This window comes from Ectorhizobium quercum (assembly GCF_026552795.1).
Classification (GTDB): domain Bacteria; phylum Pseudomonadota; class Alphaproteobacteria; order Rhizobiales; family Rhizobiaceae; genus Ectorhizobium; species Ectorhizobium quercum.
Genome location: NZ_JANFPI010000001.1, coordinates 126,064 through 151,508, shown reverse-complemented (window position 1 = coordinate 151,508; position 25,445 = coordinate 126,064). Strand labels below are relative to the sequence as shown.

The 25,445-nt window shown below is 65.0% G+C and carries 27 protein-coding genes and 1 tRNA gene; 15 read left to right on the top strand and 13 right to left on the bottom strand.

All coding sequences use genetic code 11. The features are described 5' to 3' along the window. Nucleotides 1–4: 4 nt before the first annotated feature. Nucleotides 5–625 carry an MOSC domain-containing protein gene (locus NOF55_RS00655; RefSeq protein WP_306409389.1) on the bottom strand — a complete coding sequence of 207 codons (621 nt, stop codon included), beginning with the start codon at nucleotides 623–625 and terminating at the stop codon, nucleotides 5–7. Between the two features lie 56 nt (nucleotides 626–681). Between NOF55_RS00655 and recR the strand changes: the two genes are divergently transcribed. The 4 genes from recR (at nucleotide 682) to NOF55_RS00635 (ending at nucleotide 4,498) form a co-directional block, all read left to right on the top strand. After that, complete coding sequence (gene recR, locus NOF55_RS00650) at nucleotides 682–1,287, top strand: recombination mediator RecR (RefSeq protein ID WP_306409388.1); 606 nt, start codon at nucleotides 682–684, stop codon at nucleotides 1,285–1,287. Between the two features lie 108 nt (nucleotides 1,288–1,395). Beyond that, complete coding sequence (locus tag NOF55_RS00645; protein WP_370868918.1) at nucleotides 1,396–2,616, top strand: lytic murein transglycosylase; 1,221 nt, start codon at nucleotides 1,396–1,398, stop codon at nucleotides 2,614–2,616. A 64-nt stretch (nucleotides 2,617–2,680) separates the two neighbouring features. After that, a complete protein-coding gene (locus tag NOF55_RS00640) occupies nucleotides 2,681–3,307 on the top strand; it encodes a ribonuclease D (protein WP_306409386.1) in 627 nt (208 codons plus the stop codon). 288 nt (nucleotides 3,308–3,595) lie between these two features. Continuing rightward, on the top strand, nucleotides 3,596–4,498 hold the full coding sequence (locus NOF55_RS00635; RefSeq protein ID WP_306409385.1) for a hypothetical protein: 903 nt from the start codon (nucleotides 3,596–3,598) through the stop codon (nucleotides 4,496–4,498). Nucleotides 4,499–4,625: 127 nt separating this feature from the next. On the opposite strand, the gene rpsA is transcribed toward NOF55_RS00635, so the two are convergent. From rpsA to aroA, 3 genes are all read right to left on the bottom strand, one after another. Continuing rightward, nucleotides 4,626–6,329, bottom strand: coding sequence for a 30S ribosomal protein S1 (gene rpsA / locus NOF55_RS00630; protein WP_306409384.1), 1,704 nt, complete (start codon nucleotides 6,327–6,329; stop codon nucleotides 4,626–4,628). A 199-nt stretch (nucleotides 6,330–6,528) separates the two neighbouring features. Further along, nucleotides 6,529–7,164, bottom strand: coding sequence for a (d)CMP kinase (cmk, locus tag NOF55_RS00625; RefSeq protein WP_306409383.1), 636 nt, complete (start codon nucleotides 7,162–7,164; stop codon nucleotides 6,529–6,531). After that, nucleotides 7,161–8,519 carry a 3-phosphoshikimate 1-carboxyvinyltransferase gene (gene aroA / locus NOF55_RS00620; protein WP_306409382.1) on the bottom strand — a complete coding sequence of 453 codons (1,359 nt, stop codon included), beginning with the start codon at nucleotides 8,517–8,519 and terminating at the stop codon, nucleotides 7,161–7,163. The genes cmk and aroA overlap by 4 nt, the downstream gene beginning before the upstream one ends. 223 nt (nucleotides 8,520–8,742) lie before the next feature. On the opposite strand from aroA, the gene NOF55_RS00615 reads away from it, so the two are divergent. From NOF55_RS00615 to NOF55_RS00595, 5 genes are all read left to right on the top strand, one after another. Then, a complete protein-coding gene (locus tag NOF55_RS00615; RefSeq protein ID WP_306409381.1) occupies nucleotides 8,743–9,132 on the top strand; it encodes a TIGR02300 family protein in 390 nt (129 codons plus the stop codon). A 151-nt stretch (nucleotides 9,133–9,283) separates the two neighbouring features. Then, nucleotides 9,284–9,359 (top strand) — tRNA-Ala (locus NOF55_RS00610). Between the two features lie 218 nt (nucleotides 9,360–9,577). Beyond that, nucleotides 9,578–9,850, top strand: a complete 273-nt coding sequence (locus NOF55_RS00605; RefSeq protein ID WP_306409380.1) for a type II toxin-antitoxin system RelE/ParE family toxin — start codon at nucleotides 9,578–9,580, stop codon at nucleotides 9,848–9,850. Next, nucleotides 9,847–10,125 carry a helix-turn-helix domain-containing protein gene (locus tag NOF55_RS00600; RefSeq protein WP_306409379.1) on the top strand — a complete coding sequence of 93 codons (279 nt, stop codon included), beginning with the start codon at nucleotides 9,847–9,849 and terminating at the stop codon, nucleotides 10,123–10,125. Before NOF55_RS00605 ends, NOF55_RS00600 begins: the two co-directional genes overlap by 4 nt. 198 nt (nucleotides 10,126–10,323) lie before the next feature. After that, nucleotides 10,324–11,115, top strand: a complete 792-nt coding sequence (locus tag NOF55_RS00595; RefSeq protein WP_306409378.1) for a YdcF family protein — start codon at nucleotides 10,324–10,326, stop codon at nucleotides 11,113–11,115. Between the two features lie 14 nt (nucleotides 11,116–11,129). On the opposite strand, the gene NOF55_RS00590 is transcribed toward NOF55_RS00595, so the two are convergent. Further along, nucleotides 11,130–11,621, bottom strand: coding sequence for a hypothetical protein (locus NOF55_RS00590; RefSeq protein WP_370868856.1), 492 nt, complete (start codon nucleotides 11,619–11,621; stop codon nucleotides 11,130–11,132). Between the two features lie 165 nt (nucleotides 11,622–11,786). On the opposite strand from NOF55_RS00590, the gene NOF55_RS00585 reads away from it, so the two are divergent. Continuing rightward, entirely contained in the window at nucleotides 11,787–11,987 is a 201-nt protein-coding gene (locus tag NOF55_RS00585) for a TRIC cation channel family protein (RefSeq protein WP_370868854.1), read from the top strand. A gap of 12 nt (nucleotides 11,988–11,999) precedes the next feature. Here NOF55_RS00585 and irrA read toward each other — a convergent pair whose 3' ends face one another. Further along, nucleotides 12,000–12,419, bottom strand: coding sequence for an iron response transcriptional regulator IrrA (gene irrA, locus NOF55_RS00580; protein WP_306409377.1), 420 nt, complete (start codon nucleotides 12,417–12,419; stop codon nucleotides 12,000–12,002). Between the two features lie 296 nt (nucleotides 12,420–12,715). On the opposite strand from irrA, the gene fabA reads away from it, so the two are divergent. From fabA to fabI, 3 genes are read left to right on the top strand one after another with little or no spacing between them, the layout of a single operon-like run. Then, nucleotides 12,716–13,231, top strand: a complete 516-nt coding sequence (gene fabA / locus NOF55_RS00575; RefSeq protein ID WP_306409376.1) for a 3-hydroxyacyl-[acyl-carrier-protein] dehydratase FabA — start codon at nucleotides 12,716–12,718, stop codon at nucleotides 13,229–13,231. A gap of 58 nt (nucleotides 13,232–13,289) precedes the next feature. Then, the gene (fabB, locus tag NOF55_RS00570; protein WP_306409375.1) at nucleotides 13,290–14,513 is read left to right on the top strand and encodes a beta-ketoacyl-ACP synthase I; all 1,224 of its coding nucleotides are present in this window, start codon (nucleotides 13,290–13,292) and stop codon (nucleotides 14,511–14,513) included. Between the two features lie 5 nt (nucleotides 14,514–14,518). Continuing rightward, nucleotides 14,519–15,325, top strand: coding sequence for an enoyl-ACP reductase FabI (gene fabI, locus NOF55_RS00565; RefSeq protein WP_306409374.1), 807 nt, complete (start codon nucleotides 14,519–14,521; stop codon nucleotides 15,323–15,325). Nucleotides 15,326–15,416: 91 nt separating this feature from the next. Here fabI and NOF55_RS00560 read toward each other — a convergent pair whose 3' ends face one another. From NOF55_RS00560 to NOF55_RS00540, 5 genes are all read right to left on the bottom strand, one after another. Then, the gene (locus NOF55_RS00560; protein WP_306409373.1) at nucleotides 15,417–16,445 is read right to left on the bottom strand and encodes an AraC family transcriptional regulator; all 1,029 of its coding nucleotides are present in this window, start codon (nucleotides 16,443–16,445) and stop codon (nucleotides 15,417–15,419) included. A gap of 205 nt (nucleotides 16,446–16,650) precedes the next feature. Next, nucleotides 16,651–17,667, bottom strand: coding sequence for a class I SAM-dependent methyltransferase (locus NOF55_RS00555; protein WP_306409372.1), 1,017 nt, complete (start codon nucleotides 17,665–17,667; stop codon nucleotides 16,651–16,653). An 82-nt stretch (nucleotides 17,668–17,749) separates the two neighbouring features. Then, nucleotides 17,750–19,888, bottom strand: a complete 2,139-nt coding sequence (gene pnp / locus NOF55_RS00550) for a polyribonucleotide nucleotidyltransferase (protein WP_306409371.1) — start codon at nucleotides 19,886–19,888, stop codon at nucleotides 17,750–17,752. Nucleotides 19,889–20,242: 354 nt separating this feature from the next. Continuing rightward, nucleotides 20,243–20,512: a 30S ribosomal protein S15 gene (gene rpsO / locus NOF55_RS00545; RefSeq protein WP_306409370.1), complete on the bottom strand. Its 270-nt coding sequence runs from the start codon at nucleotides 20,510–20,512 to the stop codon at nucleotides 20,243–20,245. 151 nt (nucleotides 20,513–20,663) lie between these two features. Further along, nucleotides 20,664–21,683, bottom strand: coding sequence for an alpha/beta hydrolase family protein (locus tag NOF55_RS00540; RefSeq protein ID WP_306409369.1), 1,020 nt, complete (start codon nucleotides 21,681–21,683; stop codon nucleotides 20,664–20,666). 120 nt (nucleotides 21,684–21,803) lie between these two features. Between NOF55_RS00540 and NOF55_RS00535 the strand changes: the two genes are divergently transcribed. Next, nucleotides 21,804–22,805, top strand: a complete 1,002-nt coding sequence (locus tag NOF55_RS00535; RefSeq protein ID WP_306409368.1) for a helix-turn-helix domain-containing protein — start codon at nucleotides 21,804–21,806, stop codon at nucleotides 22,803–22,805. Nucleotides 22,806–22,869: 64 nt separating this feature from the next. Next, nucleotides 22,870–24,072, top strand: coding sequence for a serine hydrolase (locus tag NOF55_RS00530; protein WP_306409367.1), 1,203 nt, complete (start codon nucleotides 22,870–22,872; stop codon nucleotides 24,070–24,072). Between the two features lie 12 nt (nucleotides 24,073–24,084). On the opposite strand, the gene truB is transcribed toward NOF55_RS00530, so the two are convergent. Both truB and rbfA read right to left on the bottom strand, forming a co-directional pair. Beyond that, entirely contained in the window at nucleotides 24,085–25,020 is a 936-nt protein-coding gene (gene truB / locus NOF55_RS00525; protein ID WP_306409366.1) for a tRNA pseudouridine(55) synthase TruB, read from the bottom strand. Nucleotides 25,021–25,027: 7 nt separating this feature from the next. Further along, complete coding sequence (rbfA, locus tag NOF55_RS00520) at nucleotides 25,028–25,438, bottom strand: 30S ribosome-binding factor RbfA (RefSeq protein ID WP_306409365.1); 411 nt, start codon at nucleotides 25,436–25,438, stop codon at nucleotides 25,028–25,030. Nucleotides 25,439–25,445: the final 7 nt, after the last annotated feature.

Here is a 25,445-nt window from a genome sequence, read left to right as displayed (position 1 = left end):
CGCCTTACCGCTTGGGGGCCTCGACCAGCGCCCGGAACCTGACGCCGAGCGGCGCCGACAGATGGCGCCGCCTGTCTTCGGCGGAAAGGTCCCGTGCGAGGCCGGACAGCAGTTCGGCCATCCCAACGCGCTCGCCCGCATAGGGCTGAAGCGCGACCGCCTGCCCGGCTTCGAGCACGCCGCCCCGCACGACCCGGCAATAGATGCCCGGACGCGCTGCCTGCGCATAGAGCCTGGCGAAGCCCGGATCGCCCATGCGGGCCGCGAGCGTGTTGCAGGGAACGCGCGGCGAGGCCGCCTCCAGCACCACCTCGCCGATCAAGAACCGGTCTCCGGCCGCCACGTCGCGGTTGTCCAGCCCGTCGATCACGAGATTTTCCCCGAACATGCCGGGCGGCACCGGCCTGCCGAGCCGTTCGGCCCACCAGTCCATCGTCAGCGATCCTTCCAGCAGGATAGCCTGATCCGGGCCGCCATGATGGCGGGCATTGCACACCGCATCGCCGACGAGGCCGAGCGTGTCGATCATCATGGGGGCGTTGACCGGCATCTTGCCGATGCCCGTCTTGTAGCTCTTGCCCGGCAGCCTTTCGGGCCGGCCCAGGCAGATAGCTGTCAGTTTCATCGGCAAGCCGCTCCTCGGCGATTCCGTTTGGTCAGCATATGGGATAGAAACGGCGCATGGCAAAGCGAGTCACCGGCCCCGAAATCGAAAAACTGATCCAGCTTCTGGCGAAAGTGCCGGGACTCGGGCCGCGTTCGGCCCGGCGCGCCGCGCTCACCCTCGTCAAGAAGAAGGACCAGCTTCTGGGGCCGCTCGCCAGGGCGATGGGCGAGGCCTACGACAAGGTGCGCGTCTGTTCCTGCTGCGGCAATGTCGACACCATCGACCCCTGCACCGTCTGCACCGACGAGCGCCGCGACCACGGCGTCATCATCGTCGTGGAGGACGTGTCCGATCTGTGGGCGCTGGAACGCGCCGGCGCGCTGAATGCCGTCTATCACGTTCTCGGCGGCACGCTCTCGCCGCTCGACGGCGTCGGCCCCGACGACCTGAACATTGCCGGTCTTGTGGACCGGGTGAGCAAGGGCAGCGTGCGCGAGGTGATCGTCGCCGTCAACGCCACGGTCGAGGGACAGACGACGGCCCACTACATCACCGGCCAGCTTGCCGGCCTCGACGTGACGATCACCCGGCTCGCCCACGGCGTTCCGGTGGGCGGCGAACTCGACTATCTCGACGAGGGCACGCTGACGGCGGCGTTGCGGGCACGCACCAGCATTTGATCCGGCCCGCCCTACTGTTTCCTCCTTCGTTCCGATAAGTCATCCTCGGACGAACGATTCGCGAGGAACCGGGAGAATGTGCCGATGGGTCTGAAACGTATTGCCGCGATGCTGGCCGCCGGGCTGATCGCGACGGCTGCCCCCGCCTTCGCGCTCGACAAGGCCGCCGTCGAGGCGCAGTTCCGCCAGTGGATCGACCGCGATCTCTGGCCGCAGGCCAAGGCGGCGGGTATTTCCGAGACCGCCTTCCGGCAGGCCTTTTCCGGCGTCACCCTCTATTTCGACCTGCCGGACCTGGTGCCGCCGGGCACGCAGCCGCCGAAGCAGCAGAGCCAGAGCCAGGCGGAATTCTCCTCGCCGGGGGCCTATTTCAACGAGAGCCGGCTTCAGGGCCTTGCCGCCACCGGGCGGACGCTGGCGCGAACGCATGCGGCGACGCTGAAGAAGGTCGAGGCTGCCTATGGCGTGCCCGGCGAGATCGTCCTGGCCGTCTGGGGGCGTGAATCGGGCTACGGGCGGGCGAGGCTGCCCTATCCGGCCATCGGCGTTCTGGCCACCAAGGCCTTCATGTCCACCCGCAAGGACATGTTCCGGCAGGAGCTAATCTCGGCGCTTCACATCGTCGACGGCGGCGACGTCGCCGCCCGTTCCATGATGGGGTCGTGGGCCGGCGCGCTCGGCCAGCCCCAGTTCATGCCCGGTAGCTATCTGAAATATGCCGTCGATTTCGACGACGACGGGCACCGCGACATCTGGAACTCCGTGCCGGACACGCTTGGTTCCATAGCCAACTATCTGAAGCAGCGGGGCTGGCAGGCCGGGCGCGGCTGGGGCTATGAGGTGACGATTCCCGCCGGCGTCTCCTGCGCGCAGGAAGGGCCCGACCGCGCCAAGCCGCTTTCGGCCTGGGCGGGCCAGGGCATCGCCCGGGTTTCCGGCCGCGCCTTTCCCTCCGGCGAGATGCGGGCCTCGGCCATGATGCTCGTTCCGGCGGGCACGCACGGGCCGGAATTCATCGTGACGCCGAATTTCTACGTGCTCAAGGAATACAACAATTCCGACCTCTACGCGCTCTTCATCGGCAACCTCGCCGACCGGATCGCCTACGGGTCCGGCGCATTCCGGGCCCCGTGGGGCAATGTCGGCAAGATGCTGCGCTCGGACGTGCTGGCGATGCAGAACCGGCTCGTCGCGCAGGGCTACGACGTCGGCAGGGCCGACGGCCTGGCGGGCTTCAAGACGCGCCGCTCGCTCGGAGAATGGCAGGCGAAGAACGGGCTGGCGCCGACCTGCTTCCCGGATGTTTCGCTGAAGAGCCGCCTGAAATAGCCATTGCACGGGGCCGTCATAGGAGCTAGGCAAACGCTCGACACCCGAACGACCGGAGAATGCCATGCCCGCGACGATCCGCTACCATGACGGCGACATTTCCGCCGAAGCCGCAGCCCTTTATACGGGCGCCATCGCCATCGATACCGAAACGCTCGGCCTCATTCCGCGCCGCGACCGCCTGTGCGTCGTGCAGCTTTCCGCAGGCGACGGCAGCGCCGACGTGATCCGCATCGCCGCCGGGCAGAAAGAGGCTCCGAACCTCGTCGCCATGCTGGCCGATCCGGCCCGCGAGAAGATCTTCCATTACGGGCGCTTCGACATCGCCGTGCTGTTCCACACCTTCGGCGTGCTGACGGCGCCGGTCTTCTGCACCAAGATCGCCTCACGCCTGTCGCGCACCTATACCGATCGCCACGGCCTCAAGGACAATCTCAAGGAAATGCTCAGCATCGACATCTCCAAGGCGCAACAGTCCTCCGACTGGGCGGCCGAGACGCTTTCGCCGGAACAGCTCGAATATGCCGCCTCCGACGTGCTGCATCTTCATGCCCTGCGCGAGAAGCTGGACTTCCGCCTGAGGCGCGACGGCCGCCGCCAGCTGGCCGAGGAATGCTTCCGCTTCCTGCCGACCCGCGCGCAGCTCGACCTGATCGGCTGGGAGGACACCGACATCTTCGCCCATAGTTGACGATCTTGATGGATTGTTAACTATTCGGCATTATAACGAAGATGGGTTGATCCATATCCTTTGCATGGGGATATCGGATGTTTATCGTGCAGCAAGTCGCATCGCGCTTGAACCGCCCGGGCATCGCATCAGTAACTCGGTTCAGGCATGCTGCGGCATGTGAAGAGTGAATTGCATTCGCACGAGCCATGAGGCAATGCGCGGTTCCCGCGACCGCGCCTCGGATGCGGCGGCCGCATGAGCGGCTTGATGTTGTCTTTTCCTGCTGGCCTCCACGAGGAAAACCGCATGCTGACTCCCATCCAATCCGTTTCGAACATGACCGTACAGCACAAGGTGCCGCCGCGGCAGGAACATGGCGGCCAGCAGCGCGGCGGGCAAGCCCAGTACCAGGGCCAGCACCAGGGCGAACGGCAGGAACAGGCGCCGGTGGCCGTCTCCAGCGCGGCGACGGGCCGCATGAACGTGCTCAACCTTTCCGGCCTCGACGCCCCGACGAAGGAGATGGCGCGCCTCTCGCAGGCCATCGGCAAGGCGCTGGACATGCCGGCGCTGCCCGGCGAAAGCGCCGCCATGCACGCATTGCGGCTGGCCGAGGCCGTTCTCGACCTGAACGGCGGCGAGCGCATGGCCCTCGAGCGCCAGCTCGCCCACACCCTGCAAGGACTTTCGCTGCAACTGGTGGCGCTGGCGCTGAAACACCCCGGCGGCCCCGAAGCCGCACGGATCAGCGCCTATCTGGAACTCTATCGCCATAAGGGCGATCCCGTGACGCAGGCCGTCGTCGCGTCCTATCTCCAGAACGAAGGGGACGAAGAAAACGGATTCGGCACGCCCGTCCTGCGCCAGCCGCGTCCGGAAATCGAATTGCAGGGGCGCATGCTCTCCCCCATGCTCGAGGCCCAGCTCTCGCAGGCCGCCCATTCCGCCGCGATGCGGGCCGGCATCGCCCTGCCCTATGTCAGCTACGCCATCGACGACGCGCAGGCGGACGCCGAGGAGGACATCGAACGCCGCCACGCACCGCATCGGGGCGACGACGAGGATGCCTCCGGAGAAGAGAGCAGCCAGCACGGTGATGACGGCCTGCTCCTGTCGTCCGACGAGGATGGCGAAGAGGATGCGGCCGGCGAAACCGCCGGCGACGACATGGCCTACACCTATTACCAGCGCATGTCGGGCGGTCTGTAACGCCCTTCCCCCAGTGCCCGGCAGGGCGCCGGTCAAGCTCCGCTCACAGGACACAGAAGACAAGGCAATAAAAAACCCGCCGGGCAGGCCGCCCGGCGGGTTTCTTCATTTCGGATCGAACCGCCGATTACTCGGCGTTGCGGTTCTTCAGCGCGGCACCGAGAATGTCGCCGAGCGAAGCACCCGAGTCGGAAGAACCGAACTGTGCGACGGCTTCCTTCTCTTCGGCGATTTCCAGCGCCTTGATCGACAGCATCACCTTGCGGTCCTTCTTGGAGAAGTTGGTGACGCGGGCGTCGACAACCTGACCGACGGAGAAACGCTCCGGACGCTGCTCGTCGCGGTCGCGGGACAGATCGGCGCGGCGGATGAAGGAGGTGATGTCCTCGTGGTTGACGAGCCTCACTTCGATGCCGCCATCGTTGACCGCGATGATCTCGGCGGAAACGACCGCGTTCTTGCGCAGGTCGCCGGAAGCGGCAGCTTCGCCGACCGAATCGCGGCCGAGCTGCTTGATGCCGAGCGAGATGCGTTCCTTCTCGACGTCCACATCGAGAACGACAGCCTTGACGACGTCGCCCTTGTTGTATTCCTCGATGACCTGCTCGCCCGGACGGTTCCAGTCGAGGTCGGAGAGGTGGACCATGCCGTCGACGTCGCCTTCGAGGCCGATGAACAGGCCGAACTCGGTCTTGTTCTTGACTTCGCCTTCGACTTCAGCGCCGGCCGGATGCGAGAAGGCGAATGCCTGCCACGGATTTTCCAGCGTCTGCTTGAGGCCGAGCGAGATGCGGCGCTTGGCCGGATCGACCTCGAGCACCACCACGTCGACTTCCTGGCTCGTGGACAGGATCTTGCCGGGGTGGACGTTCTTCTTCGTCCACGACATTTCGGAAATGTGGATCAGGCCTTCGATGCCCGGTTCCAGTTCGACGAACGCACCGTAGTCGGTGATGTTCGTGACGGTGCCGGAGATCTTCTTGCCGACCGGGTACTTGGCCGAGATGCCGTCCCACGGATCCGACTCGAGCTGCTTCATGCCGAGCGAGATGCGGTGGGTTTCCTGGTTGATGCGGATGATCTGAACCTTGACCTGCTGGCCGATGGACAGGATTTCCGACGGATGGTTGACGCGGCGCCAAGCCATGTCGGTGACGTGCAGCAGGCCGTCGATACCGCCGAGGTCGACGAACGCACCGTAGTCGGTGATGTTCTTGACCACGCCGTCGACCACCTGCCCCTCTTCGAGGTTCTGGACGATTTCCGAACGCTGCTCGGCGCGGGACTCTTCGAGAACCGTGCGGCGCGAGACGACGATGTTGCCGCGGCGCTTGTCCATCTTGAGGATTTCGAAGGGCTGCGGATTGTGCATCAGGGGCGTCACGTCGCGGATCGGACGGATGTCGACCTGCGAACGCGGCAGGAAGGCGACGGCGCCGTCCAGATCGACGGTGAAGCCACCCTTGACCTGGTTGAAGATGACGCCTTCGACGCGCTCGCCGGCTTCGAACTTGGCCTCGAGCTTGATCCAGCTTTCCTCGCGGCGAGCCTTCTCGCGCGACAGGACCGCTTCACCAAGCGCGTTTTCGATGCGCTCGACATAGACTTCGACTTCGTCGCCGACCTTCAGCGAGCCGTCCTTGGAGCGCGCGCCGAATTCCTTGAGCGGAACGCGGCCTTCGACCTTCAGACCGACGTCGACGATCGCGACGTCCTTTTCGATGGCCGTGACGATGCCCTTGGCGACATAGCCTTCGGCAAGGTCGGTCTTGGCGAAGGACTCTTCGAGCAGAGCGGCAAAATCTTCGCGCGTGGGGGTAGAAACAGACATGTAATCTCCTGGGTCATCCGCTCTATCCGAGCGGATGCGATTGCGCCGGGGGTTGGTGTTGCACCGATCCGCAAGTGTGTCCGCCCGCCTCTATCCAAAGGGCGGGCAACCGGCGCAGGACGCGCTTGCGGACCCTTAAACGAAACCGGCCAGTGCCGGTTCCCTCCGTATTCGACAATTTCTCTTCGGAAGAAAAGAATCAATTCCCGTTCAGGGCAGCGTCAATGACGGCTTTTGCGGCCTGAAACGCCGCCTCTATACTCATTTCCGAGGTATCTAGCAAGTGCGCGTCTTGCGCCGGCCGCAAAGGGCTGTCGGCCCGTCCCATGTCGCGCTCGTCGCGTTTCCTCACATCGGCGAAAATCGCCTCGTAATCCGCCGTGCCGCCGGCGGCGGCGATTTCGTCGTATCGGCGCCTGGCGCGCACCTGGGGCGACGCCGTCACGTAAAGCTTCACCGGCGCCTGCGGGCAGACCACCGTGCCGATGTCGCGGCCGTCGAGAACCGTGCCCGGCTCCTTTCGCGAAAAGCGCTGCTGGGCCTCGACGAGCGCCCGGCGCACCGGTGTCATCACCGCGACCTTCGAGGCGGCCTCGCCGATTTCATGGCGCGACAGCACGGACCGGTCGAGACCGGCAAGGTCCAGTTGCGACGCCACCTTTTCGGCCACGGCCTCGTCGTCGAGCGGCAGCCCGGCGTCGAGCAGGGCCTTGGCCGTCGCCCGGTAGGTCAACCCCGTATCGAGATGGTGGAAACCATAGGTTTCGGCGATCCGGCGGGCAAGCGTTCCCTTGCCGGCGGCGGCCGGACCGTCGATGGCGATAACGAAACTCATGGTTCTTCCTCTATTCTTCCGCCCAGCCCGGTCATCAGACCGACGAAGCCGGGAAAATGCGTGGCGATCGGGCCGCAATCGTCGATGCGCACCGCATGCTCGCTGGCAAGCCCCATGACGAGGAAGCTCATGGCGATGCGGTGGTCGAGACGGGTCTCGACGGCGGCCCCGGACGCATTGCCCAGGCCCTTTCCGCCGGGACGGCCGCGCACGAGAAGACCTGCCCCGCCCGTCTCGCAATCGACGCCTTTGAGCGTCAACCCCGCGGCGAGGGCGGCCAGCCGGCCGGTTTCCCCGACGCGCGCGTCCCCGAGGCCGTCCATCACCGTCTCGCCCGCCGCAAAGGCGGCGGCGACGGCCAGCGCCGGATAATCCTCGATCAGCGACGGCGCGCGCTCCGCCGGAACGGCAATACCCTTCAGTTCGCTGGAGCGGACGCGCAGATCCGCGACATCCTCGCCGCCCGCCTGCCGCGGCGCGAGGATGTCGATATCGGCGCCCATCTCCCGAAGCGTCAGGATCAGGCCGGTGCGGGCCGGATTCATCAGCACGTTGCCGATCACGATGTCGGAGCCCGGCACGATCAGGCCCGCCACCAGCGGGAACACCGCCAGGGACGGATCGCCGGGCACCTCGATTGCCTGACCGGTCAATTTGCCGCGCCCTTCAAGGCGGATCGTGCGCAGGCCACCGGCGCCCTTTTCGACGGAGAGGGCCGCACCGAAGGCGAGCAGCATCCTTTCCATGTGGTCGTGCGCCGCAACCGGCTCCACCACCGTCGTCACGCCCGGCGTGTTGAGCCCGGCTAGCAGAACGGCGGATTTCACCTGCGCCGAGGCCACGGGCATGCGATAATCTATGGGATTGGCCGTGCCCGGCGCCCGCAGCGTCACCGGCAGGCGGTCGCTCCCGGCAGCATCGACCTGAACACCCATCATCCTCAGGGGATCGAGCACGGGCGCCATCGGCCGGGCCGAAAGCGACGCATCGCCGGTGAAGGTGGTCGCGAAATCGTAAACGCCCGCCAGCCCCATCGCCAGACGGCAGCCCGTGCCGGCGGGGCCGAAACCGAGCGGGGCAACGGGTGCCAGCAGGCAGCCGTTGCCGGTGCCCTCGATCACCCATGTCCCGTCGCTCTTCGCGATCCGCGCGCCCAGCGCCTGCATGGCCTTCGCGGTATCGAGCAGGTCGGCGCTCTCCGCAAGGCCGGTCAGGCGCGTTTCGCCCGAAGCCAGGCCGCCGAGCAGAAGGCTGCGATGGGAAATCGACGTGTCGCCGGGAACACACAGGTGTCCCGAGAGTTTCCCGGACTTGAACGCGACGGCGGGCTTCGGCCGGGCGTCGGAATGCGGCATGAGGGGCTTCCCCGGTGATCCTGTTCGCTTGCTTGCGCCGCTTGCTACCACATTGTCGCAACCCGGTCACGCACCGGACGACGAAAAGCCCTGCGGCGCTTGCGCAGTTTGCCTTTGACAGACGGCGGGACAACGATTATGGGGACCGGCTATAATTTTTCGTCCTGCGCCCGTCTTGACGGCTCGCACCGATTGTGACTTCAGCCATTCATGAGGCCTAACAGTGGCAAAAGCGGAACTTGGTACCAAGCGCACCGACCCCGATACCGGCAAGAAATTCTACGACCTGAACCGTGATCCGGTCGTTTCTCCCTATACCGGCAAGAGCTGGCCGCTTTCCTTCTTCGAAGAAAGCACGGCAGCCGCCATCATGGAGAAGGCCGAGGAAGAAGAGGTTCAGGAAGTCGATACCGAAAACACGGATGTCGAACTGGTCTCGCTGGAAGAAGCCGATGACGAAGCGTCGGGCGGCGACGACCTGCCGGATATCGGCGACGACGACGTCGAGCTCGACGATGACGACGACGACACCTTCCTCGAAGCGGACGAAGATGACGACGACGACGACATGTCCGGCATCATCGGCGTGACCGGCGGCGACGACGACGCCTGATCGCGAACACTGCACAGGCCTGCCGAAAAAATTTCGGCCGGCCTGCATTTTTCGGCTTGCGCTTCAAAAGACCACGAAGTAATAAGCCGCACACCAGACGGGGACGCGCTCTCCGGATGGTTCCCGGGCCGGAAAGACCGGCACCTTAGATGGGGCTATAGCTCAGCTGGGAGAGCGCTTGCATGGCATGCAAGAGGTCAGCGGTTCGATCCCGCTTAGCTCCACCAAATTTCTCCCGACAATACAGTATGTTATCGATGCATGGTTTTCGGTGGTTTTGGCCGGACCGCTTCGGGGCACCCCCGGGGCACCCCGAGAACGAAAATCAATGCGGGCCGACTGAACCGGGTTTGACGGCATTGCATGTTTATCGCGTATTCGCTATATAGCATTTATGCGATGGACGGTTGAAACCCTCGATATTGTCGATTCGGAAATCGAGGCCTTGCCACCCGGTCTTCAGGCCCGGCTTATCCGCCTCATGGAGGCGGTCGAGGCTGTCGGCCTTGAACAGTTGCGGGAACCGCACGTCAAGCATCTGGAAGGCAAGCTCTGGGAATTGCGGGCCAAGGCATCCGAAGGCATCGCGCGGGGCATCTACGTGACCGTCACGGGGCGGCGTGTGGTGATCCTGCATGTCTTCATGAAGAAGTCGCAGAAGACGCCGAAAGCGGCCCTTGAGATTGCGAGGGCACGCATGAAGGAGGTGAAGCCATGACGAAGATTGCAGACCTCAAGAAGAAGCTCATGGAGAACCCGGAGTTCCGGCGGGAATACGAGAAGGCGGACGCGGAATTCCGGCTTATCGAAACCCTTGTCCATGCCAGGACGAAGGCGAACCTTTCCCAGGCCGAACTGGCCAAGCGCATCGGCACGACGCAATCGGCCATCGCCCGGCTGGAAGGCGGCGGCGTGTCGCCTTCGATCTCGACGTTGCGGCGTTATGCGGAAGCCACCGGGGCCAAGCTCGAAATCAATCTGGTCACGCGCTGAACCGCGACCATAGGCAAGCAAGACCGGAAACCCCGCCCCTCAGCTTCTCCATCGGACTTGCCGCGAAAAGCTGATACAGCCGCCGCTTCCCAAGCGCTCCCCCGGCGGGCCGGGTTTTGCACGAATGCGTGAAGCGGGGTTGTTATCCTGCCTGCGGCACGGATGATGTCCGGCGTCCGAATCAGCCGTGGAAGACGCATGTTCCATCTTTCGAAAATCTTCTGGCTTCTCGCCCAGCCGCTGTCGCTCGCCTTTCTGCTGATCGCCGCGGGCCTGCTGGCCATCGCCATCGGCTGGCGCAGGGCGGGGATGGGCTTTCACGGCGTCGCCGTCCTTCTGCTCTTCGTCACGCTTTACACCAGCACCGGCTCCTATCTCCTGCACATTCTCGAGGAACGGTTTCCGAGGCCCTTGGCGGAACCGCACGATCTGTCCTGCATGATCGTTCTCGGCGGCGGCTTCGATCTCGACGTCACGACCGCGCGCGGCACCGTGGAACTCAACCAGGCGGGCGACAGGCTGGTCGAGGCGCTCCGGCTCGCCCTGAAGCACCCGCAGGCGCGCATCGTCATTTCCGGCGGCGACGGCTCGCTGTCAGGCCCCAAGGAAGGCGATGCGGCGGCGGCGGAACGCTTCTACCCTGCCTTCGGCATCGGCGCCGACAGGCTGGTGCTGGAAGGCACGTCGCGCACCACCTTCGAGAACGTGACCCATTCGAAAGCAATTCTCGACGAGGCCGGGCTGCGCGACTGCCTGCTGATCACCTCGGCCTTCCACATGCCGCGCTCCATCGGCCTGTTCCGCAGGCAGGGCATCGAGGTCGTCGCCTGGCCCACCGATTACCGCACCGGCGGCGGGATCGGGCGCCCGTCCATTGACTTCACCCAGCCGTCCCTCAACACCCAGTTGATGTCGACCGCCATCCGCGAATGGATCGGGCTTGCCGCTTACCGGCTGGCCGGACGCACCGACGCCTTCTTTCCCGGCTGAGCGCCGCAATCGCCTCACATCCTGGAGATGGTGTAGAATCTGGCGCCGCGCACGCGCGATGTAACGACGCAGGGCTCCGTGCCCTCGGCCCGTTCGCAGAAGCGCGGATGCATCTTCATGGCCAGAACCATGTTGCCGAACCGCTGGACGAAATCGTAGCCATAGAGGCGGGCGGTGGCGATCATGAAATAGCCGCCCTCCTTCACCTGGAGATAGAAATTGTAAAGACAGCCGTCCTCGTTGCAGCCGGGGCCGCGCTCGCCGTCGCAGACGGCGGCGCCGTGATTGACCACGGCATCTACCAGACCGTCATTGTTGATGTCCTGACGGATCACGAATGCGCTGTCGAACTGGACGGTCCCGCACCGTTCCTGAAAATACTTCTTCTCGTGGATTTCCGGGTCGCTCAGCAATTCCTGCTGGGCGAACGCATCGCTGGCGGCAAAAAGCATGAGGACGGCGGCAAGAAGCGGGCGGGACTTTTTCACGGGTTCTGTTTCCGGCATCCGGCGGTTTTCGCCGGAAGGAAGAAGGCAAGGCACCGAATCGCCTCCAGGCCAGCTTCATGCCCCCGGTGCTTTCGGGCGATCCGATGGCATGATGCCACGGAAGTGTTAACGGTTTCGCCGCCACAGCCCCTGGAACCCGCCAGCCCCCATGCGGGAATCCCGATGTCGACGCTCGCCATTCTCGATCATGCCGGCACCGCCGTCTTTGCCGTCACCGGTAGGCTCGCCGCTTCACGCGGGCAGCTCGATCCGATCGGCTTCCTGTTCCTCGCCGCCATGACAAGGATCGGCGGCGGCACGATGTGCGATCTCGTGCCCGGTCAGGCCGCGGCAGGGCCGCAGGCCGAGAGGAACGAAACTTGAGACGGAAAAGGATCAGTTCGTCTTGCGGCGCAGGCGCACGACGATGTCGACATGGGCGATTTCCATGCCTGCTGGCGGCTCCGGCAGGCGGTTGAGCGCCAGATTGCCGTTGGGCAGGTCGAGAACCTCGTTGGTATCCTCGACGAAGAAATGGTGATGGTCCGAGGTGTTGGTGTCGAAATAGGTCTTGGACCCCTCGACCGCCAGAACGCGGATCATCCCCGCCTCGGTGAACTGGTGCAGCGTGTTGTAGACGGTTGCGAGAGACACAGGCACGCCGGCCGTGACCGCCTCCTCGTGCAGTTCCTCGACAGTCAGATGGCGGTCGCCCTTGGCGAACAGAAGCTCCGCCAATGCGACACGCTGCCGCGTCGGGCGCAAACCCGACTCGCGCAGCCTGTCTTCCATCTCCAGATCGGTCTCTTCGTTCATGCACATCACCCCGTCCCCCCGGAAAGAGGGAATTCTTACGGTTGCATATAACGTTTCGCGCTGCTTCTTTCAACAGATTCCGCCAAAGCACCCTGACGAGAGGCGCGGATGCGGCTTTTTCGCTGGCCGGAACGGGGCTGTTCCTGTATGCGACCTGTTGAACGGAAAACAGGGAGAGGGCGGCCCGGCCTGGCGCTTGCGCCAAAGTGGCGCTTCATTTTCCCGCAAACATGCACTAGAGGCTTTTCAGGCACTCTCGGCAGAGCGCGAAGATCAAGACGGGACACATCACGTTAATGGCACAGAAACAGTCGAGCTTCACCTATGAGGAAATCCTGACCTGCGGTCGGGGCGAAATGTTCGGTCCGGGCAATGCTCAGCTCCCGCTTCCGCCGATGCTGATGTTCCACCGTATCACCGATATCTCCGAAACCGGCGGCCCGCACGACAAGGGCTATATCCGCGCCGAGTTCGACATCACGCCGGACCTGTGGTTCTTCCCCTGCCATTTCCAGGGCGATCCCGTCATGCCCGGCTGCCTCGGCCTCGACGCCATGTGGCAGCTCACCGGCTTCTATCTCGGCTGGCTCGGCGAACCGGGCAAGGGCCGCGCGATCTCGACCGGCGAGGTGAAGTTCACCGGCATGGTGACGCCCGAAACGAAGCTCGTCGAATACGGCATCGACTTCAAGCGCGTCATGCGTGGCCGCCTCGTGCTCGGCATCGCCGATGGCTGGATGAAGGCGGACGGCGAGGTCATCTACAAGGCCACCGATCTTCGCGTCGGCCTGTTCCAGGAAAAACAGGGCTAAACGGAAGCGCGGGCGCCTGAAACGCCCGCCCCCGCCCACAGAACGAAAGGTCCATGAGATGAGACGTGTTGTTGTCACGGGTCTTGGCATCGTGTCCTCCATCGGAAACGACGCGGCCGAGGTCACGCAGTCGCTGCGCGATGCGAAGTCCGGTATTTCCTTTTCGCCCGACTTCGCCGAAAACGGTTTCCGCAGCCAGGTCTGGGGCAAGCCGGAACTGGACGTCGCCGAACTGGTGGACCGCCGCGCCATGCGCTTCCTCTCCGAGGGCGGCGCCTGGAACCATACCGCAATGGATCAGGCCATCGCCGACAGTGGCCTGGAGGAAAAGGATTATGCCGAGCAGGAGCGGGTCGGCATCATCATGGGCTCGGGCGGCCCCTCGACGCGCACGCTGATCGACGCGGCCGACATCACCCGCAAGAACGGCAATCCGAAGCGCATCGGCCCCTTCGCGGTGCCGAAGGCCATGTCGTCCACCGCTTCGGCAACGCTTGCCACCTGGTTCCGGATTCACGGCGTCAACTATTCGATTTCCTCGGCCTGCTCCACCTCCGCCCATTGCATTGGCAACGCCTACGAGCTGATCCAGTGGGGCAAGCAGGACGTGATGTTCGCCGGCGGCCATGAAAATCTCGACTGGACCATGTCGAACCTGTTCGACGCGATGGGCGCCATGTCCTCGAAATACAACGATACGCCGGCAACGGCGTCGCGCGCCTATGACGCCACCCGCGACGGCTTCGTCATCGCCGGCGGCGCGGGCGTCGTCATCCTCGAGGAGCTGGAACACGCCAAGGCGCGCGGCGCCAAGATCTACGCCGAAATCACCGGCTACGGCGCGACCTCCGACGGCTACGACATGGTCGCCCCTTCGGGCGAGGGTGCCGCGCGCTGCATGCGCCAGGCGCTTTCCACGGTGACGGGCGAGGTGGACTACATCAACACCCACGGCACCTCGACGCCGGTGGGCGACGCCAAGGAAATCGGCGCCATCCGCGAAGTGTTCGGCGACAAGATTCCGCACATCCAGTCCACCAAGTCGCTGACCGGCCATTCGCTCGGCGCGGCGGGCGTGCAGGAATCCATCTACAGCCTCCTGATGATGCAGGCCGGCTTCATCGGCGAAAGCGCCCATATTGAAACGCTCGATCCCGAATTTGAAGGCGTTCCGATCGTCCGCAGCCGCATCGACAATGCCAAGATCGACATCGCGCTCTCGAACTCCTTCGGCTTCGGCGGCACCAACGCCACGCTGGTATTCCAGCGCTACAACGGATGAACTCCATGACGGGTATCATGCACGGCAAGCGCGGCCTCATCATGGGGGTCGCCAACAATCACTCCATCGCCTGGGGCATCGCCAAGGCGCTTGCCGCGGAAGGCGCGGAAATCGCCTTCACCTATCAGGGCGAGGCGCTCGGCAAGCGCGTCAAGCCGCTGGCCGCGGAAGTCGGTTCCGACTTCCTCCTGCCCTGCGACGTGGAGGACCTCGCATCCGTCGATGCCGCCTTTGCCGCGCTGGAGGCCCGCTGGGGCAAGATCGACTTCCTGGTGCATGCCATCGGCTTCTCCGACAAGAACGAGCTGAAGGGCCTCTACGCCGACACGACGCGCGACAATTTCGTCCGCACCATGATCATCTCCTGCTTCTCCTTCACGGAAGTCACCAAGCGGGCAGCGGCGATCATGAACGAGGGCGGCTCGATCCTGACGCTGACCTACAACGGCTCGCAGCGCGTCATCCCGAACTACAACGTCATGGGCGTCGCCAAGGCGGCTCTCGAGGCCTCCATGCGTTATCTGGCCGCCGATTACGGCCCGAACGACATCCGCGTCAACGCGATTTCGGCCGGCCCCGTGCGCACGCTGGCCGGCGCCGGCATCGCCGATGCCCGCGCCATGTATTCGTGGAACCAGAAGAACGCGCCGCTGCGCCGCACGGCGACCATCGAGGACATCGGCGGCTCGGCGCTCTATCTGCTCAGCCGCCTGTCGAACGGCGTGACGGGCGAAGTCCATTACGTCGACGGCGGCTTCAACATCACCTCGGTTCCGCCGCTGGAAGTGCTGAAGAACGTCGATACCGAGTAAAGACGGCAATCCCGTCACCGACATACGGACAGAACAACCGCCTGCCGGGCTCCGGCGGGCGGTTTCGTTTCGGGGCGCCTTTCCCCGGCCCTCAGCGCGCCTTGCCGTTGCGCACGGCGCGTGGCGAGGCTCCGAACCAGCGCGTGACCGAACGGCTGAAGGCGCTGGGCGCGGAATAGCCGAGCCGGTAGCAGATTTCGGCGATCGGCAGGTCGCTCTCCCGGAGCAGGGTCAGGCTCATCTCGCGGCGGATATCGTCACGGATATCGTTGAGGCTCGTTCCCCGCTCCGCCAGACGCCGTTGCAGCGTGCGTTCCGAAAGATCGAAATGCCGGGCCGCATCGGCCAGCGACAATTCCGCCTCTGCGATGCGAAGCTGGAGATATTCGCGCACCGCACTCACGAATTCCTCCTGCGAGGCCGAACGCGCGGGATAGAGGCTACGGCACTGCATGTCCATCAGGGTGAACAGCCGGCTGTCGCCGCGCGAATTGACCACATCGAGGATTTCGTGCGGGAAGATCAGGCTGTTGATCCGGCTCGAAAAGGTCAGCCGGTCCGACAGATAGCGCTGGAAGATCGCCGGCTCGCGCGGCTTCGGCCGTTCCAGCTCGATCTCGATCAGCGACGCCCGTTCGCCGATGATCTCGCGCACGCGCGCCATGATCATCGCCAGCGCCATATCGACATATTGATCCCGCTTGACGACGAGCGGCGAGAAGGTCAGCCGCAGCGTCACGCCCCGGTCCGTCGTTTCCCGGGCGAAATAACTGGACGACGTCGCGCCGGGCACATGCGCCTCCAGGAAATCCACCAGCGACCGGACATCCGGCGCGACGATCAGGCCATAGCCGAACGGGCCGCTTGCACCGCGCTCGTACACGTCTGTGCATTTCAGGCCGAAGGCCTCGTCGTTCGCCAGCAGCGCGCAAGCTTCCAGCAGACGACAAACGCGATCGAGGCTGACGCGTGCGGTCATGTCCTGGAAGATCGCCGGATCGATGTCCAGCGCATCGCAGATCGGCTTGATATCGATGCCGTAACTGCGCGCATGCACGGCAATGGCGGACGCGACGCCGGCGATGACGGTGATATCCTCGAGATCCGGAGAATGAGTCATACTATGGCGCCTGACATCAAGTTAATGTCGGATGATGTTAACATGACATTCGCGCTTGTCGATAGAAAGATCGGGACGGCGCGTCCCGACAGCCGCCCGGACGCTTCCGGACGTGGGAATGGATTCACAAAATGGTTTCCGTAAGGCCGACGGGCCTTTCCCGAACCCGCAAAGCGATCGGGACAATCGCGACAGATCCGCGCGCCTACTTGCGGGCTTGCAGAACCTTGAAGCGGGCGTTGCGGCAGACCTCGCCGCTCTCGCGGAAATTCTCCTTCAGCACCGGCTCGTAGGGCAGGCCGCGATTGGCGACCAGCAGCAGTTCGCCGCCCGGGCGCAGCACCGCCGCGGCGGTGCGGATGAAGGCCTGCCCGAGTGCCGGCTCGGCGGCCTGCGCCTCATGGAAGGGCGGGTTCATGATGACGAGATCGTATTTTTCCTTCGGCGGCTCGGTGCCGAGATCCTGCCAGAAGAAGCGTGCGGTGAGGTTCGGGCAATTGGCGGCGAGATTGGCCCTGGCGTGTTGCAACGCCGCGTAATCGGCCTCGAACAGGTCGATACGCGCGGTAGAAGGCGCCTTTTCCGCCAGCATGACGGAAAGATAGCCCCAGCCGGCGCCGAAATCGGCGGCATTGCCGTCGAAGCCCGCCGGCAGGCGGCTTGCCAGCAGTTCCGAACCGGCATCGACACGGTCGTGGGAAAACATGCCGGGCGCGGCGGTGAAGCGGTTCTCGACCGTCGCCGGGCGGGCGGACAGCACGGCGAGCGCCGGCGCGATATCGTCCGGCCGGCGCAGGATCAGCGCGACGCCGTGATACTTGGGCATGTGATCCGTCAGCAGGCCAAGACGTTCCAGCGTCTTGCGCAGCGACTGGATGCCGTCTTCCTTCGAACCGGCGACGACGATGGCACCGCCGGCGCGGACGCGCTTCAGCGCCTCGGCGACCCGGTTCTCGTTCTCGCCCTTGTGCTTGCCGACCAGCACCAGCGCGCCGTCGTAATCATCGCCCTCCACGACCGGCTTCGGCGCAAAGCCGGCCTTTTCCAGCGGCAGCCAGAAGGGGCGGAACCCCTGCACGCAGTCGAGGCCGGCCTCGAAACCATCCGGTAGCCGGAACCCCGCCTCGGCCCCGAGAAACAGGTAACGTTCGCCCGCGGCGGGTGCCGGAAGCACCTCGGCGGCGAAAGGATGAAACAGGGTCTTCAGGGCATCGCGGGACATCGCAGCCTCCAGCAGCAGGATACAGATACGACAAAGGCGCGGGACCGAAATCCCGCGCCTGTTCATTCATAAGGCGGGCCGGTTATTCGGCGGCTTCGCCTTCGTCCTTCTTGGCGGCGGCTTCCTTGCCGGTCGCCTGGTCGACGACCTTCATGGACAGGCGGACCTTGCCGCGCTCGTCGAAGCCCATGAGCTTCACGAACACCTTGTCGCCTTCCTTGACGACGTCAGTCGTCTTGGCGACGCGGTCGGCGGCAAGCTGCGAGATGTGGACGAGGCCGTCGCGGGCACCGAAGAAGTTGACGAAGGCGCCGAAATCGGCGGTCTTGACGACCGTGCCTTCGTAGATCTGGCCGACTTCCGGCTCGGCGACGATGGAGTGGATCCACTTGCGGGCCGCCTCGATCTCCTTGGCGGAGGAAGAGGCGATCTTGACGGTGCCGTCGTCCTCGATGTTGATCTTGGCGCCGGTCTTCTCAACGATCTCGCGGATGATCTTGCCGCCCGAACCGATGACTTCGCGGATCTTGTCGACCGGGATGTTCATCACTTCGATGCGCGGTGCGAATTCACCGAGTTGCGAGCGGCTTTCGGTGATGGCCTTGGCCATTTCGCCAAGGATGTGCAGACGGCCGCCGCGGGCCTGCGTCAGCGCAACCTGCATGATCTCTTCGGTGATGCCGTCGATCTTGATGTCCATCTGGAGCGAGGTGATGCCGGCATCCGTGCCCGCCACCTTGAAGTCCATGTCGCCGAGATGGTCTTCGTCACCGAGGATGTCGGAGAGAACCGCGAAGCGCTCGCCTTCCTTGATGAGGCCCATTGCGATGCCGGCGACCGGCTTGGCCAGCGGCACGCCCGCATCCATCAGCGCCAGCGAGGTGCCGCAGACGGTGGCCATCGAGGACGAGCCGTTGGACTCGGTGATTTCCGAGACGACGCGCAGCGTATAGGGGAACTGCTCGGCGGTCGGCAGCATCGGATGGACGGCGCGCCAGGCAAGCTTGCCGTGACCGATCTCGCGGCGGCCCGGGGAGCCCATGCGGCCCGTTTCACCGACCGAATAGGGCGGGAAATTGTAGTGCAGCATGAAGTTTTCCTTGTACATGCCGGTCAAGGAATCGACGTACTGCTCGTCTTCGCCGGTGCCAAGCGTCGCGACCACGAGGGCCTGCGTTTCGCCACGGGTGAAGAGGGCCGAGCCGTGGGTGCGCGGCAGGGCGCCGACTTCGGCGACGATCTGGCGGACGGTGCTCAGATCGCGGCCGTCGATGCGGCTGCCGGTGTCGAGAATGTTCCAGCGGACGATCTTGGCCTGGAGGTGCTTGAACACGGCGCCGACTTCCTCGGGCGTGTACTGCGCCTCACCCTCTTCCGGCAGGAAGCGGGCCTTCACCTTGGCCTTGACGGCGTCGACGGCGGCGTAACGGTCGGCCTTCTGGGTGATCTTGTAGGCGTCGCGCAGTTCGGCTTCGAAAAGGCCGAGCATTTCGGTTTCGAGCGCGGAGAAGTCTTCCGGCTGGAAATCGCGCGGTTCCTTCGCGGCCACTTCGGCGAGGCGGATGATCGCGTCCAGAACCGGCTGGAAACCCCGGTGGCCGAACATGACGGCGCCGAGCATGATGTCTTCCGGCAGTTCCCGGGCTTCGGACTCGACCATCAGCACGGCGTCATGCGTGCCGGCGACGACGAGGTCGAGGGCGCTTTCCGGCATCTCGTCGAGATGCGGGTTCAGAACATATTCGCCGTTGATGTAGCCGACGCGCGCGCCGCCGATCGGGCCCATGAAGGGAACGCCGGACAGCGTCAGAGCCGCCGAGGTCGCGATCATGGCCAGGATGTCGGGGTTGTTTTCGAGGTCGTGCTGGAGAACGGTGACGACGACCTGCGTGTCGTTCTTGTAGCCTTCCGGGAAGAGCGGGCGGATCGGGCGGTCGATCAGGCGGGAAACGAGCGTCTCGTTTTCGCTCGGACGGCCTTCACGCTTGAAGTAGCCGCCCGGGATCTTGCCGGCGGCGTAGGTCTTTTCCTGGTAGTTGACGGTGAGCGGGAAGAAATCCTGGCCCGGCTTCGGCGACTTGGCCGAAACGACGGTGGCGAGGACGACCGTCTCGCCATAGGTGGCAAGCACCGCACCGTCGGCCTGGCGGGCGACCTTGCCCGTTTCCAGCTTCAGCGGGCGGCCGGCCCATTCGATTTCTACAGAGTGAACGTCGAACATATCTTGTCCTTGAAACTGCGACAGCCCCGCCCTCGAAAGGGGCAAGGGAGCATGCCGCGATTGTGACGCATCACGGGCAAGACAGCGGGAGGCTTCAAAGACGCGCCGCGCGGGCACAAGCATCCGGCAATCCTGCCCCATGACAGGTCATCGGTTGAAACGGGCGACCGGCCCATCCGGTTCACCCCGGCCTCCGCCTGCGGCGGACGCCTTGATACGCGCCGAAATCATGTCCGCCCGGATGGCGGCGCTTTTCGGCGCAATCCGTTCCGGCTTCAGACCGGGACGGCACGAACCCGACAGGGCCCGGAAAAGAGGCGGCAGACGCCGGTTATCGGCGTCTGCCGGAAGAGCTTAGCGGCGAATGCCGAGGCTCGCAATGAGCTTGGCGTAACGGCCTTCTTCCTTCTTCTTCAGATAGTCGAGAAGCGAACGACGGCTCGAAACCAGCTTCAGGAGGCCACGGCGGGAATGGTTATCCTTCTTGTGGCCCTTGAAGTGCTCGGTGAGGTTGTTGATGCGCTCGGTCAGGATCGCGACCTGGACTTCCGGCGAACCGGTGTCGCCTTCGGCGGTTGCGTATTCCTTGATGAGGGCAGCCTTGCGCTCAGCAGTGATCGACATCGGACAATCCTTTCATATGCTGGATCTTGAGGGACGCCAGAAGCCGGGATGTCGTCCAGCCTTGGCCATGAACGCACGCAAGGCGAAGCCTGCTGCTGGCGCCGCATATAGTGCATTTCGACCCGGAAGGAAAGAGCCAAACCGCGAGGCCTTACAGACGCAGGAAGGCCGCTATCCTTTCGGCGATCACCTCGTGGACGCCCGCCCGGTCCGCCCCTTGCGGATCGTCGCAGATCGCGTCTTCCCCCCCCTGTGCCAGCACCCTGCCGCCGTCCGGCTTGCAGAGGCCGAGGAAGGTGAAGTGATTGGCCGGTGCAAAGCGGGCGTATTCGGCCTGCGGCAATGCCCCCGCAAGCCCGCTGCCGGCCGCGCTGACGTCGACGGCCTTCAGGAGATCGTCGCCGCCGAGATTGACCAGCAGCACCGGCAGGTTCATCGCCTTCACGCTTTCCGGCGTCATCGCATAGGTGATGGCGGGATCGACGGCGATGGCGGCGGTGACGCGCGGATCGCGGCTGTCGTCCGAGAAGGCATCCGGCAGGCTGGAAAAATCGACGCCGCCGCTCACGCCGAAGAAGACGCAATCGGCCGCGTCGGGAAAGCGTTCGCAATAGCGCGCGTAAAGGCTCCTGTCGGCCCTTGCGCCTGCAAGGTTCAGCGCCGTCGCGCCGCCGAGCGAAAAGCCGAGCGCGGCGATCCGCGAGGGGTCGATATATCTGGCGAGGTCTGGATCGTTCAGGATCTGGTCCAGCGCCGCCGTCAGATCCGCTGCCCGCTCGGCGAGGCGCACCGAACGGCGCGGCGAGGAATCGCCGGAGGTGGAGCCGGGATGGTTGACGGCGAGCACCATCGCGCCCTTCAGCGCCAGCCGCGACGACAGCCAGCCGAGATTGTCCATGTTGCCGCCGGAGCCGTGCGAGAGAAGAACGAGGGGATGGCGTCCCTCGCGGATGGCCGCGCCCATATAGGCCGGAGTGCCGTAAAAGATGGCATTTTCGCCGATGGGGACACGATAGGTGGTCTCTCCGGCGGGATACCAGAGCGAGGCGGCAACGGGGGCTGCGCGGTGGGGAGCCTCGATGTCGAGACGGTCGTAGCCCGGCAGCGGATCGGCAAGGGTGGAGGTGGCGAGCAAGGCGGTCGCGCAGGCGGCGAGCAGGAGGCGTTTCATGGGGCGGTCCTTTCGGGATTGAACATCGACGCCGATGCCGATACGCCCGGTTTGTAGAAATCCGCGTCCTGAAACCGGATCGAGGACCACAAGCGTGCGCAGCAAATCGAACGGTGCCCCATGATCGCCCTGCCCATTCCGCTTATCGTCTCGCTGGTCCTCGGCTTCCTGTTCGTCCGCGCCTGGGTGCGGCGCGACCGCCCACGGCTGTTCCTGGCGCTGCTGGCCGCCTGCGCCCTGCAAGGCGTCGTCGTCTCGCTCTGCCAGCATTACGGCCTGAACGGCCTTCTCGCCGTGCAGCCGGTGACGGCGACCGTCATACCGCCGCTCGCCTGGGTAACGCTCCAGACGACCGCCATTCGCGCCCCCGATCCGCGCCGCGACCTCGTTCACCTCGCCGCTCCCGCCTTCACCGCCTTCTGCGTGCTGTTCGCCTCCCCGGCGCTCGACGTCGTGGTGCCCGGCACCTTCGCCGTCTACGGCGCGGCGATCCTCGTCGCGCTGCGCCCCGGGACGGACAGCCTGCCGCTGGCGAAACTGGAGGCCGGGGACCTTCCGGCGCTCGTCTGGCGCGCCATCGCCGCCGCCCTGATCCTTTCGGCGCTGAGCGACGTGCTGATCGCCCTTTCGCACGCCGCGGGCGCGCATTGGCTCGCACCGCTGATCGTCAGCCTCGGTTCCTCGCTCTGGCTTCTCGCCATCGGCGCGCTCAGCCTCTCGCAGAGCCTCGACGGCGGGGAGGATGCACCGCAAGAAGCGCCGGCCGGGGCAAGCGAGCCCGACACGACGCTGATTGCCGCGCTGGAAAGCCTCATGGAAAAGGACGCGCTTTACCTCGATCCGGACCTGACGCTGGCACGCCTCGCCCGGCGGCTGCGGGTGCCGGCGAAACGGCTCTCGGCGGCGGTGAACCGGGCGACCGGCGAGAATGTCTCGCGCTTCATCAACGGCTTTCGCATCCGCCATGCCTGCTCACGACTTGCGACGGGCGCGAACGTGACCGCCGCCATGCTGGACAGCGGCTTCAACACGAAATCGAACTTCAACCGGGAATTTCTGCGCGTGACCGGCGCGACGCCGAGCGACTGGATCGCGCAAAAACATGCGAAACCGCCGGCATGAAAGGCAGGCGCAGAGCAGGCCGCGCGGACTTGCACCCCCATCGGCGAGCGGGCATTATGCCGCCATGCCCACAGAAAGTCTCACTGCCCGCGTTTCGGCAGCCTGCCGTGCAATGGCTCTCTCGGCCGGCCTGATCGGCGGTGCGGTCCTGCCCGCATCGGCCGGCGAGGCCGAAGTCGAAACCATAGAGGCCGTCTATGCCGATCCGGCGGCGGCCGGCGCCCGTTTCTCGGAGGGGTTCCTGCAAGCCGTGCCGCTGGCGCAGATCGCCGAGATCGTCGAAAGCATGCGGGCGCGCTACGGCCCCGCGGCCGCCGTCCGTGAAGAGGCCGGCGGCTATGCGATCGAAACCGCAAGCCACCGCATTCCCGTCGAGATCGCGCTCGATGCCGAAGGCCGCATCACCGGGCTTTTCTTCCGCGCCGCCCTGCCGCTTGGCGGCGACATCACCGAAACGCTGGCGGCGATATCCGAACTTCCCGGAACCGTCTCCTATCTCGTGCGGAGCGGCGACGCGGTCCTCCACGGACGCAACGGCGGGGAAAAACTGGCCGTCGGTTCCGCCTTCAAGCTCGGCATCCTGAAAGTGCTTATCGACGACATCGCGGTCGGCAAACGCAAATGGGAGGATGTCGTGCGGCTACAAGCGCAGGACAAGTCCCTGCCTTCGGGCACGCTCCAGCGCTATCCGGACGGCTCTCCCTTCACGCTGCACACGCTGGCCGCGGCGATGATCGCAAACAGCGACAACACTGCAACCGATGTGCTCATCCGCGTGCTCGGGGCGGAACGGATCGCCGAAACGCTCGGCCTCGACGCGTTGCCGACCACGCGGGCCTTCTTCACGCTCAAGGCCGACGGCGCGCTGGCCGCCCGTTACCGCGAGAACCCTGCCGAACGCGCGGACATCCTCGCGGGCCTCGCGGGACGCCCGCTGCCGGACCCGGTGCGGGCAAGCGTTCACCACACGCCCGGCGTCGAATGGTATGTCGATGCGGCAACGCTGTGCGAACTGGCCCTTTCCGTTCGCGAGGCGGATGTGTTCGCCCTCAATCCCGGCCCGGTCAACGCCGGACGATGGGCCGGCGTCGCCTTCAAGGGCGGCAGCGAGGCCGGCGTTCTCAACCTGACGGCCGCGCTGACCGGCCACGACAGGCGCAGCCGCTGCGTTTCGCTCACCGTCAACAGCGACACAACCATCGACGAAACGAGGGTCGCCGAACTGTTCGCCGCCCTTGCCGAGCAGCTTGCCGCGCCGGGCGATTGACGCGGCCGCGCCTTATCCGCCGAAAACGCGCTTCGGGCGGAATTCGCCGCCGGCGATCTCGCCGATCGCGACCAGCCTGCCGCGCGCCGTCACCCAGGCATCCTCGGCCGAAAGCGGCGCATCACGGCCGCGCAGGATGATCGGATTGCCCATGCGCAGGCGGTGGGCCTGATCCTCCGAAACCGCCAGATGCGGCAGAGCGGAAAGCGCCTCGCCGGTATCGATCAGGAACGCATCGAGGGCGGCAAGGCGCTCGTCCCGGTCCTCGATTTCTTCCAACGCGACGAGATCGGCCAGCGGCACCATCGCTTCCTCGGCAAAGGGCGCAACGAAGGTGCGGCGCAGATCGGAAATATGGCCGTAGCAGCCGAGATCGCGGCCGAAGTCGCGGGCGAGCGCCCGGACATAGGTGCCCTTGCCGCATTCGACCTCGAAACGGGCGGTGTTTTCATCCGGACAGCCGATGAGGTTCAGCCGGTAGATTTCGACCTCGCGGGCGGGAATGTCCACCGCCTCGCCGTCGCGGGCGAGATCGTAGGCACGTTCGCCGTCGATCTTGATCGCCGAGAACTGCGGCGGAATCTGGCTGATCGTGCCGGTATATTTCGGCAGAAGCGCGACGATCTCGTCCTTCGCCGGGCGCTTGTCCGAGGAGGCGACGACCTCGCCTTCCAGATCGTCCGTGGTGCGCTGCTCGCCCCAGCTCACGGTGAATTCGTAGATCTTGCGGCCGTCCATGACATAGGGGACGGTCTTGGTCGCATCACCGAGCGCGATCGGCAGCATGCCGGAGGCGAGCGGATCGAGCGTGCCGGCATGGCCGGCCTTCTGGGCGTTGAACAGCCACTTGATCTTGGAAACGGCCTCGGTGGAGCCGAAATCGACCGGCTTGTCGAGGATCAGCCAGCCCGAAACGGCACGGCCCTTGGGTTTGCGGGGTTTCGACATGGCTTCTTTACTGCTTGTCTTCGTTGTCGTCGTGATCGAGGTCTCGCACCACTTCCGGCGAGCGCAGCAGCGCGTCGATCCGGCTGTAGTTGTCGAAGCTCGTATCGTCGCGGAACCGCACTTCCGGCATGTATTTCATCTGGCGAAGCTGCGGGCCGAGACGGCCGCGGATATATTTCGCGTGATGGTTCAGCGCGTCGATGACGGCCTTGTGGTCGGCGACGCCGAGCGGCGTGACATAGGCGGTGGCGATCTTCAGGTCCGGCGACATGCGCACTTCGGAAATGGAGATCACCGTCTTTTCGATCAGCGGATCGCGCACCTCGCCGCGCTGGAGCACCTGGGTGATGGCGGCGCGAACCTGTTCGCCGACGCGCAGCATGCGCTGCGAGGGAGCGGAGGATGTGGGTCTGGTCATGGTCTCG

Excerpts from the sequence above, each read along its gene's own strand:
- NOF55_RS00635 (WP_306409385.1), top strand. The coding sequence starts at position 3,596 with ATGCTGACTCCCATCCAATCCGTTTCGAACATGACCGTACAGCACAAG.
- fabA (WP_306409376.1), top strand. The coding sequence starts at position 12,716 with ATGGCACAGAAACAGTCGAGCTTCACCTATGAGGAAATCCTGACCTGC.
- cmk (WP_306409383.1), bottom strand. The coding sequence starts at position 7,164 with ATGAGTTTCGTTATCGCCATCGACGGTCCGGCCGCCGCCGGCAAGGGA.
- rbfA (WP_306409365.1), bottom strand. The coding sequence starts at position 25,438 with ATGACCAGACCCACATCCTCCGCTCCCTCGCAGCGCATGCTGCGCGTC.
- NOF55_RS00640 (WP_306409386.1), top strand. The coding sequence starts at position 2,681 with ATGCCCGCGACGATCCGCTACCATGACGGCGACATTTCCGCCGAAGCC.
- rpsA (WP_306409384.1), bottom strand. The coding sequence starts at position 6,329 with ATGTCTGTTTCTACCCCCACGCGCGAAGATTTTGCCGCTCTGCTCGAA.
- NOF55_RS00590 (WP_370868856.1), bottom strand. The coding sequence starts at position 11,621 with ATGCCGGAAACAGAACCCGTGAAAAAGTCCCGCCCGCTTCTTGCCGCC.
- pnp (WP_306409371.1), bottom strand. The coding sequence starts at position 19,888 with ATGTTCGACGTTCACTCTGTAGAAATCGAATGGGCCGGCCGCCCGCTG.
- truB (WP_306409366.1), bottom strand. The coding sequence starts at position 25,020 with ATGTCGAAACCCCGCAAACCCAAGGGCCGTGCCGTTTCGGGCTGGCTG.
- NOF55_RS00535 (WP_306409368.1), top strand. The coding sequence starts at position 21,804 with ATGATCGCCCTGCCCATTCCGCTTATCGTCTCGCTGGTCCTCGGCTTC.
- fabI (WP_306409374.1), top strand. The coding sequence starts at position 14,519 with ATGACGGGTATCATGCACGGCAAGCGCGGCCTCATCATGGGGGTCGCC.
- fabB (WP_306409375.1), top strand. The coding sequence starts at position 13,290 with ATGAGACGTGTTGTTGTCACGGGTCTTGGCATCGTGTCCTCCATCGGA.
- recR (WP_306409388.1), top strand. The coding sequence starts at position 682 with ATGGCAAAGCGAGTCACCGGCCCCGAAATCGAAAAACTGATCCAGCTT.
- NOF55_RS00555 (WP_306409372.1), bottom strand. The coding sequence starts at position 17,667 with ATGTCCCGCGATGCCCTGAAGACCCTGTTTCATCCTTTCGCCGCCGAG.
- rpsO (WP_306409370.1), bottom strand. The coding sequence starts at position 20,512 with ATGTCGATCACTGCTGAGCGCAAGGCTGCCCTCATCAAGGAATACGCA.
- NOF55_RS00595 (WP_306409378.1), top strand. The coding sequence starts at position 10,324 with ATGTTCCATCTTTCGAAAATCTTCTGGCTTCTCGCCCAGCCGCTGTCG.
- irrA (WP_306409377.1), bottom strand. The coding sequence starts at position 12,419 with ATGAACGAAGAGACCGATCTGGAGATGGAAGACAGGCTGCGCGAGTCG.
- NOF55_RS00530 (WP_306409367.1), top strand. The coding sequence starts at position 22,870 with ATGCCCACAGAAAGTCTCACTGCCCGCGTTTCGGCAGCCTGCCGTGCA.
- NOF55_RS00560 (WP_306409373.1), bottom strand. The coding sequence starts at position 16,445 with ATGACTCATTCTCCGGATCTCGAGGATATCACCGTCATCGCCGGCGTC.
- NOF55_RS00655 (WP_306409389.1), bottom strand. The coding sequence starts at position 625 with ATGAAACTGACAGCTATCTGCCTGGGCCGGCCCGAAAGGCTGCCGGGC.
- NOF55_RS00540 (WP_306409369.1), bottom strand. The coding sequence starts at position 21,683 with ATGAAACGCCTCCTGCTCGCCGCCTGCGCGACCGCCTTGCTCGCCACC.
- NOF55_RS00645 (WP_370868918.1), top strand. The coding sequence starts at position 1,396 with ATGCTGGCCGCCGGGCTGATCGCGACGGCTGCCCCCGCCTTCGCGCTC.
- NOF55_RS00585 (WP_370868854.1), top strand. The coding sequence starts at position 11,787 with ATGTCGACGCTCGCCATTCTCGATCATGCCGGCACCGCCGTCTTTGCC.
- aroA (WP_306409382.1), bottom strand. The coding sequence starts at position 8,519 with ATGCCGCATTCCGACGCCCGGCCGAAGCCCGCCGTCGCGTTCAAGTCC.
- NOF55_RS00600 (WP_306409379.1), top strand. The coding sequence starts at position 9,847 with ATGACGAAGATTGCAGACCTCAAGAAGAAGCTCATGGAGAACCCGGAG.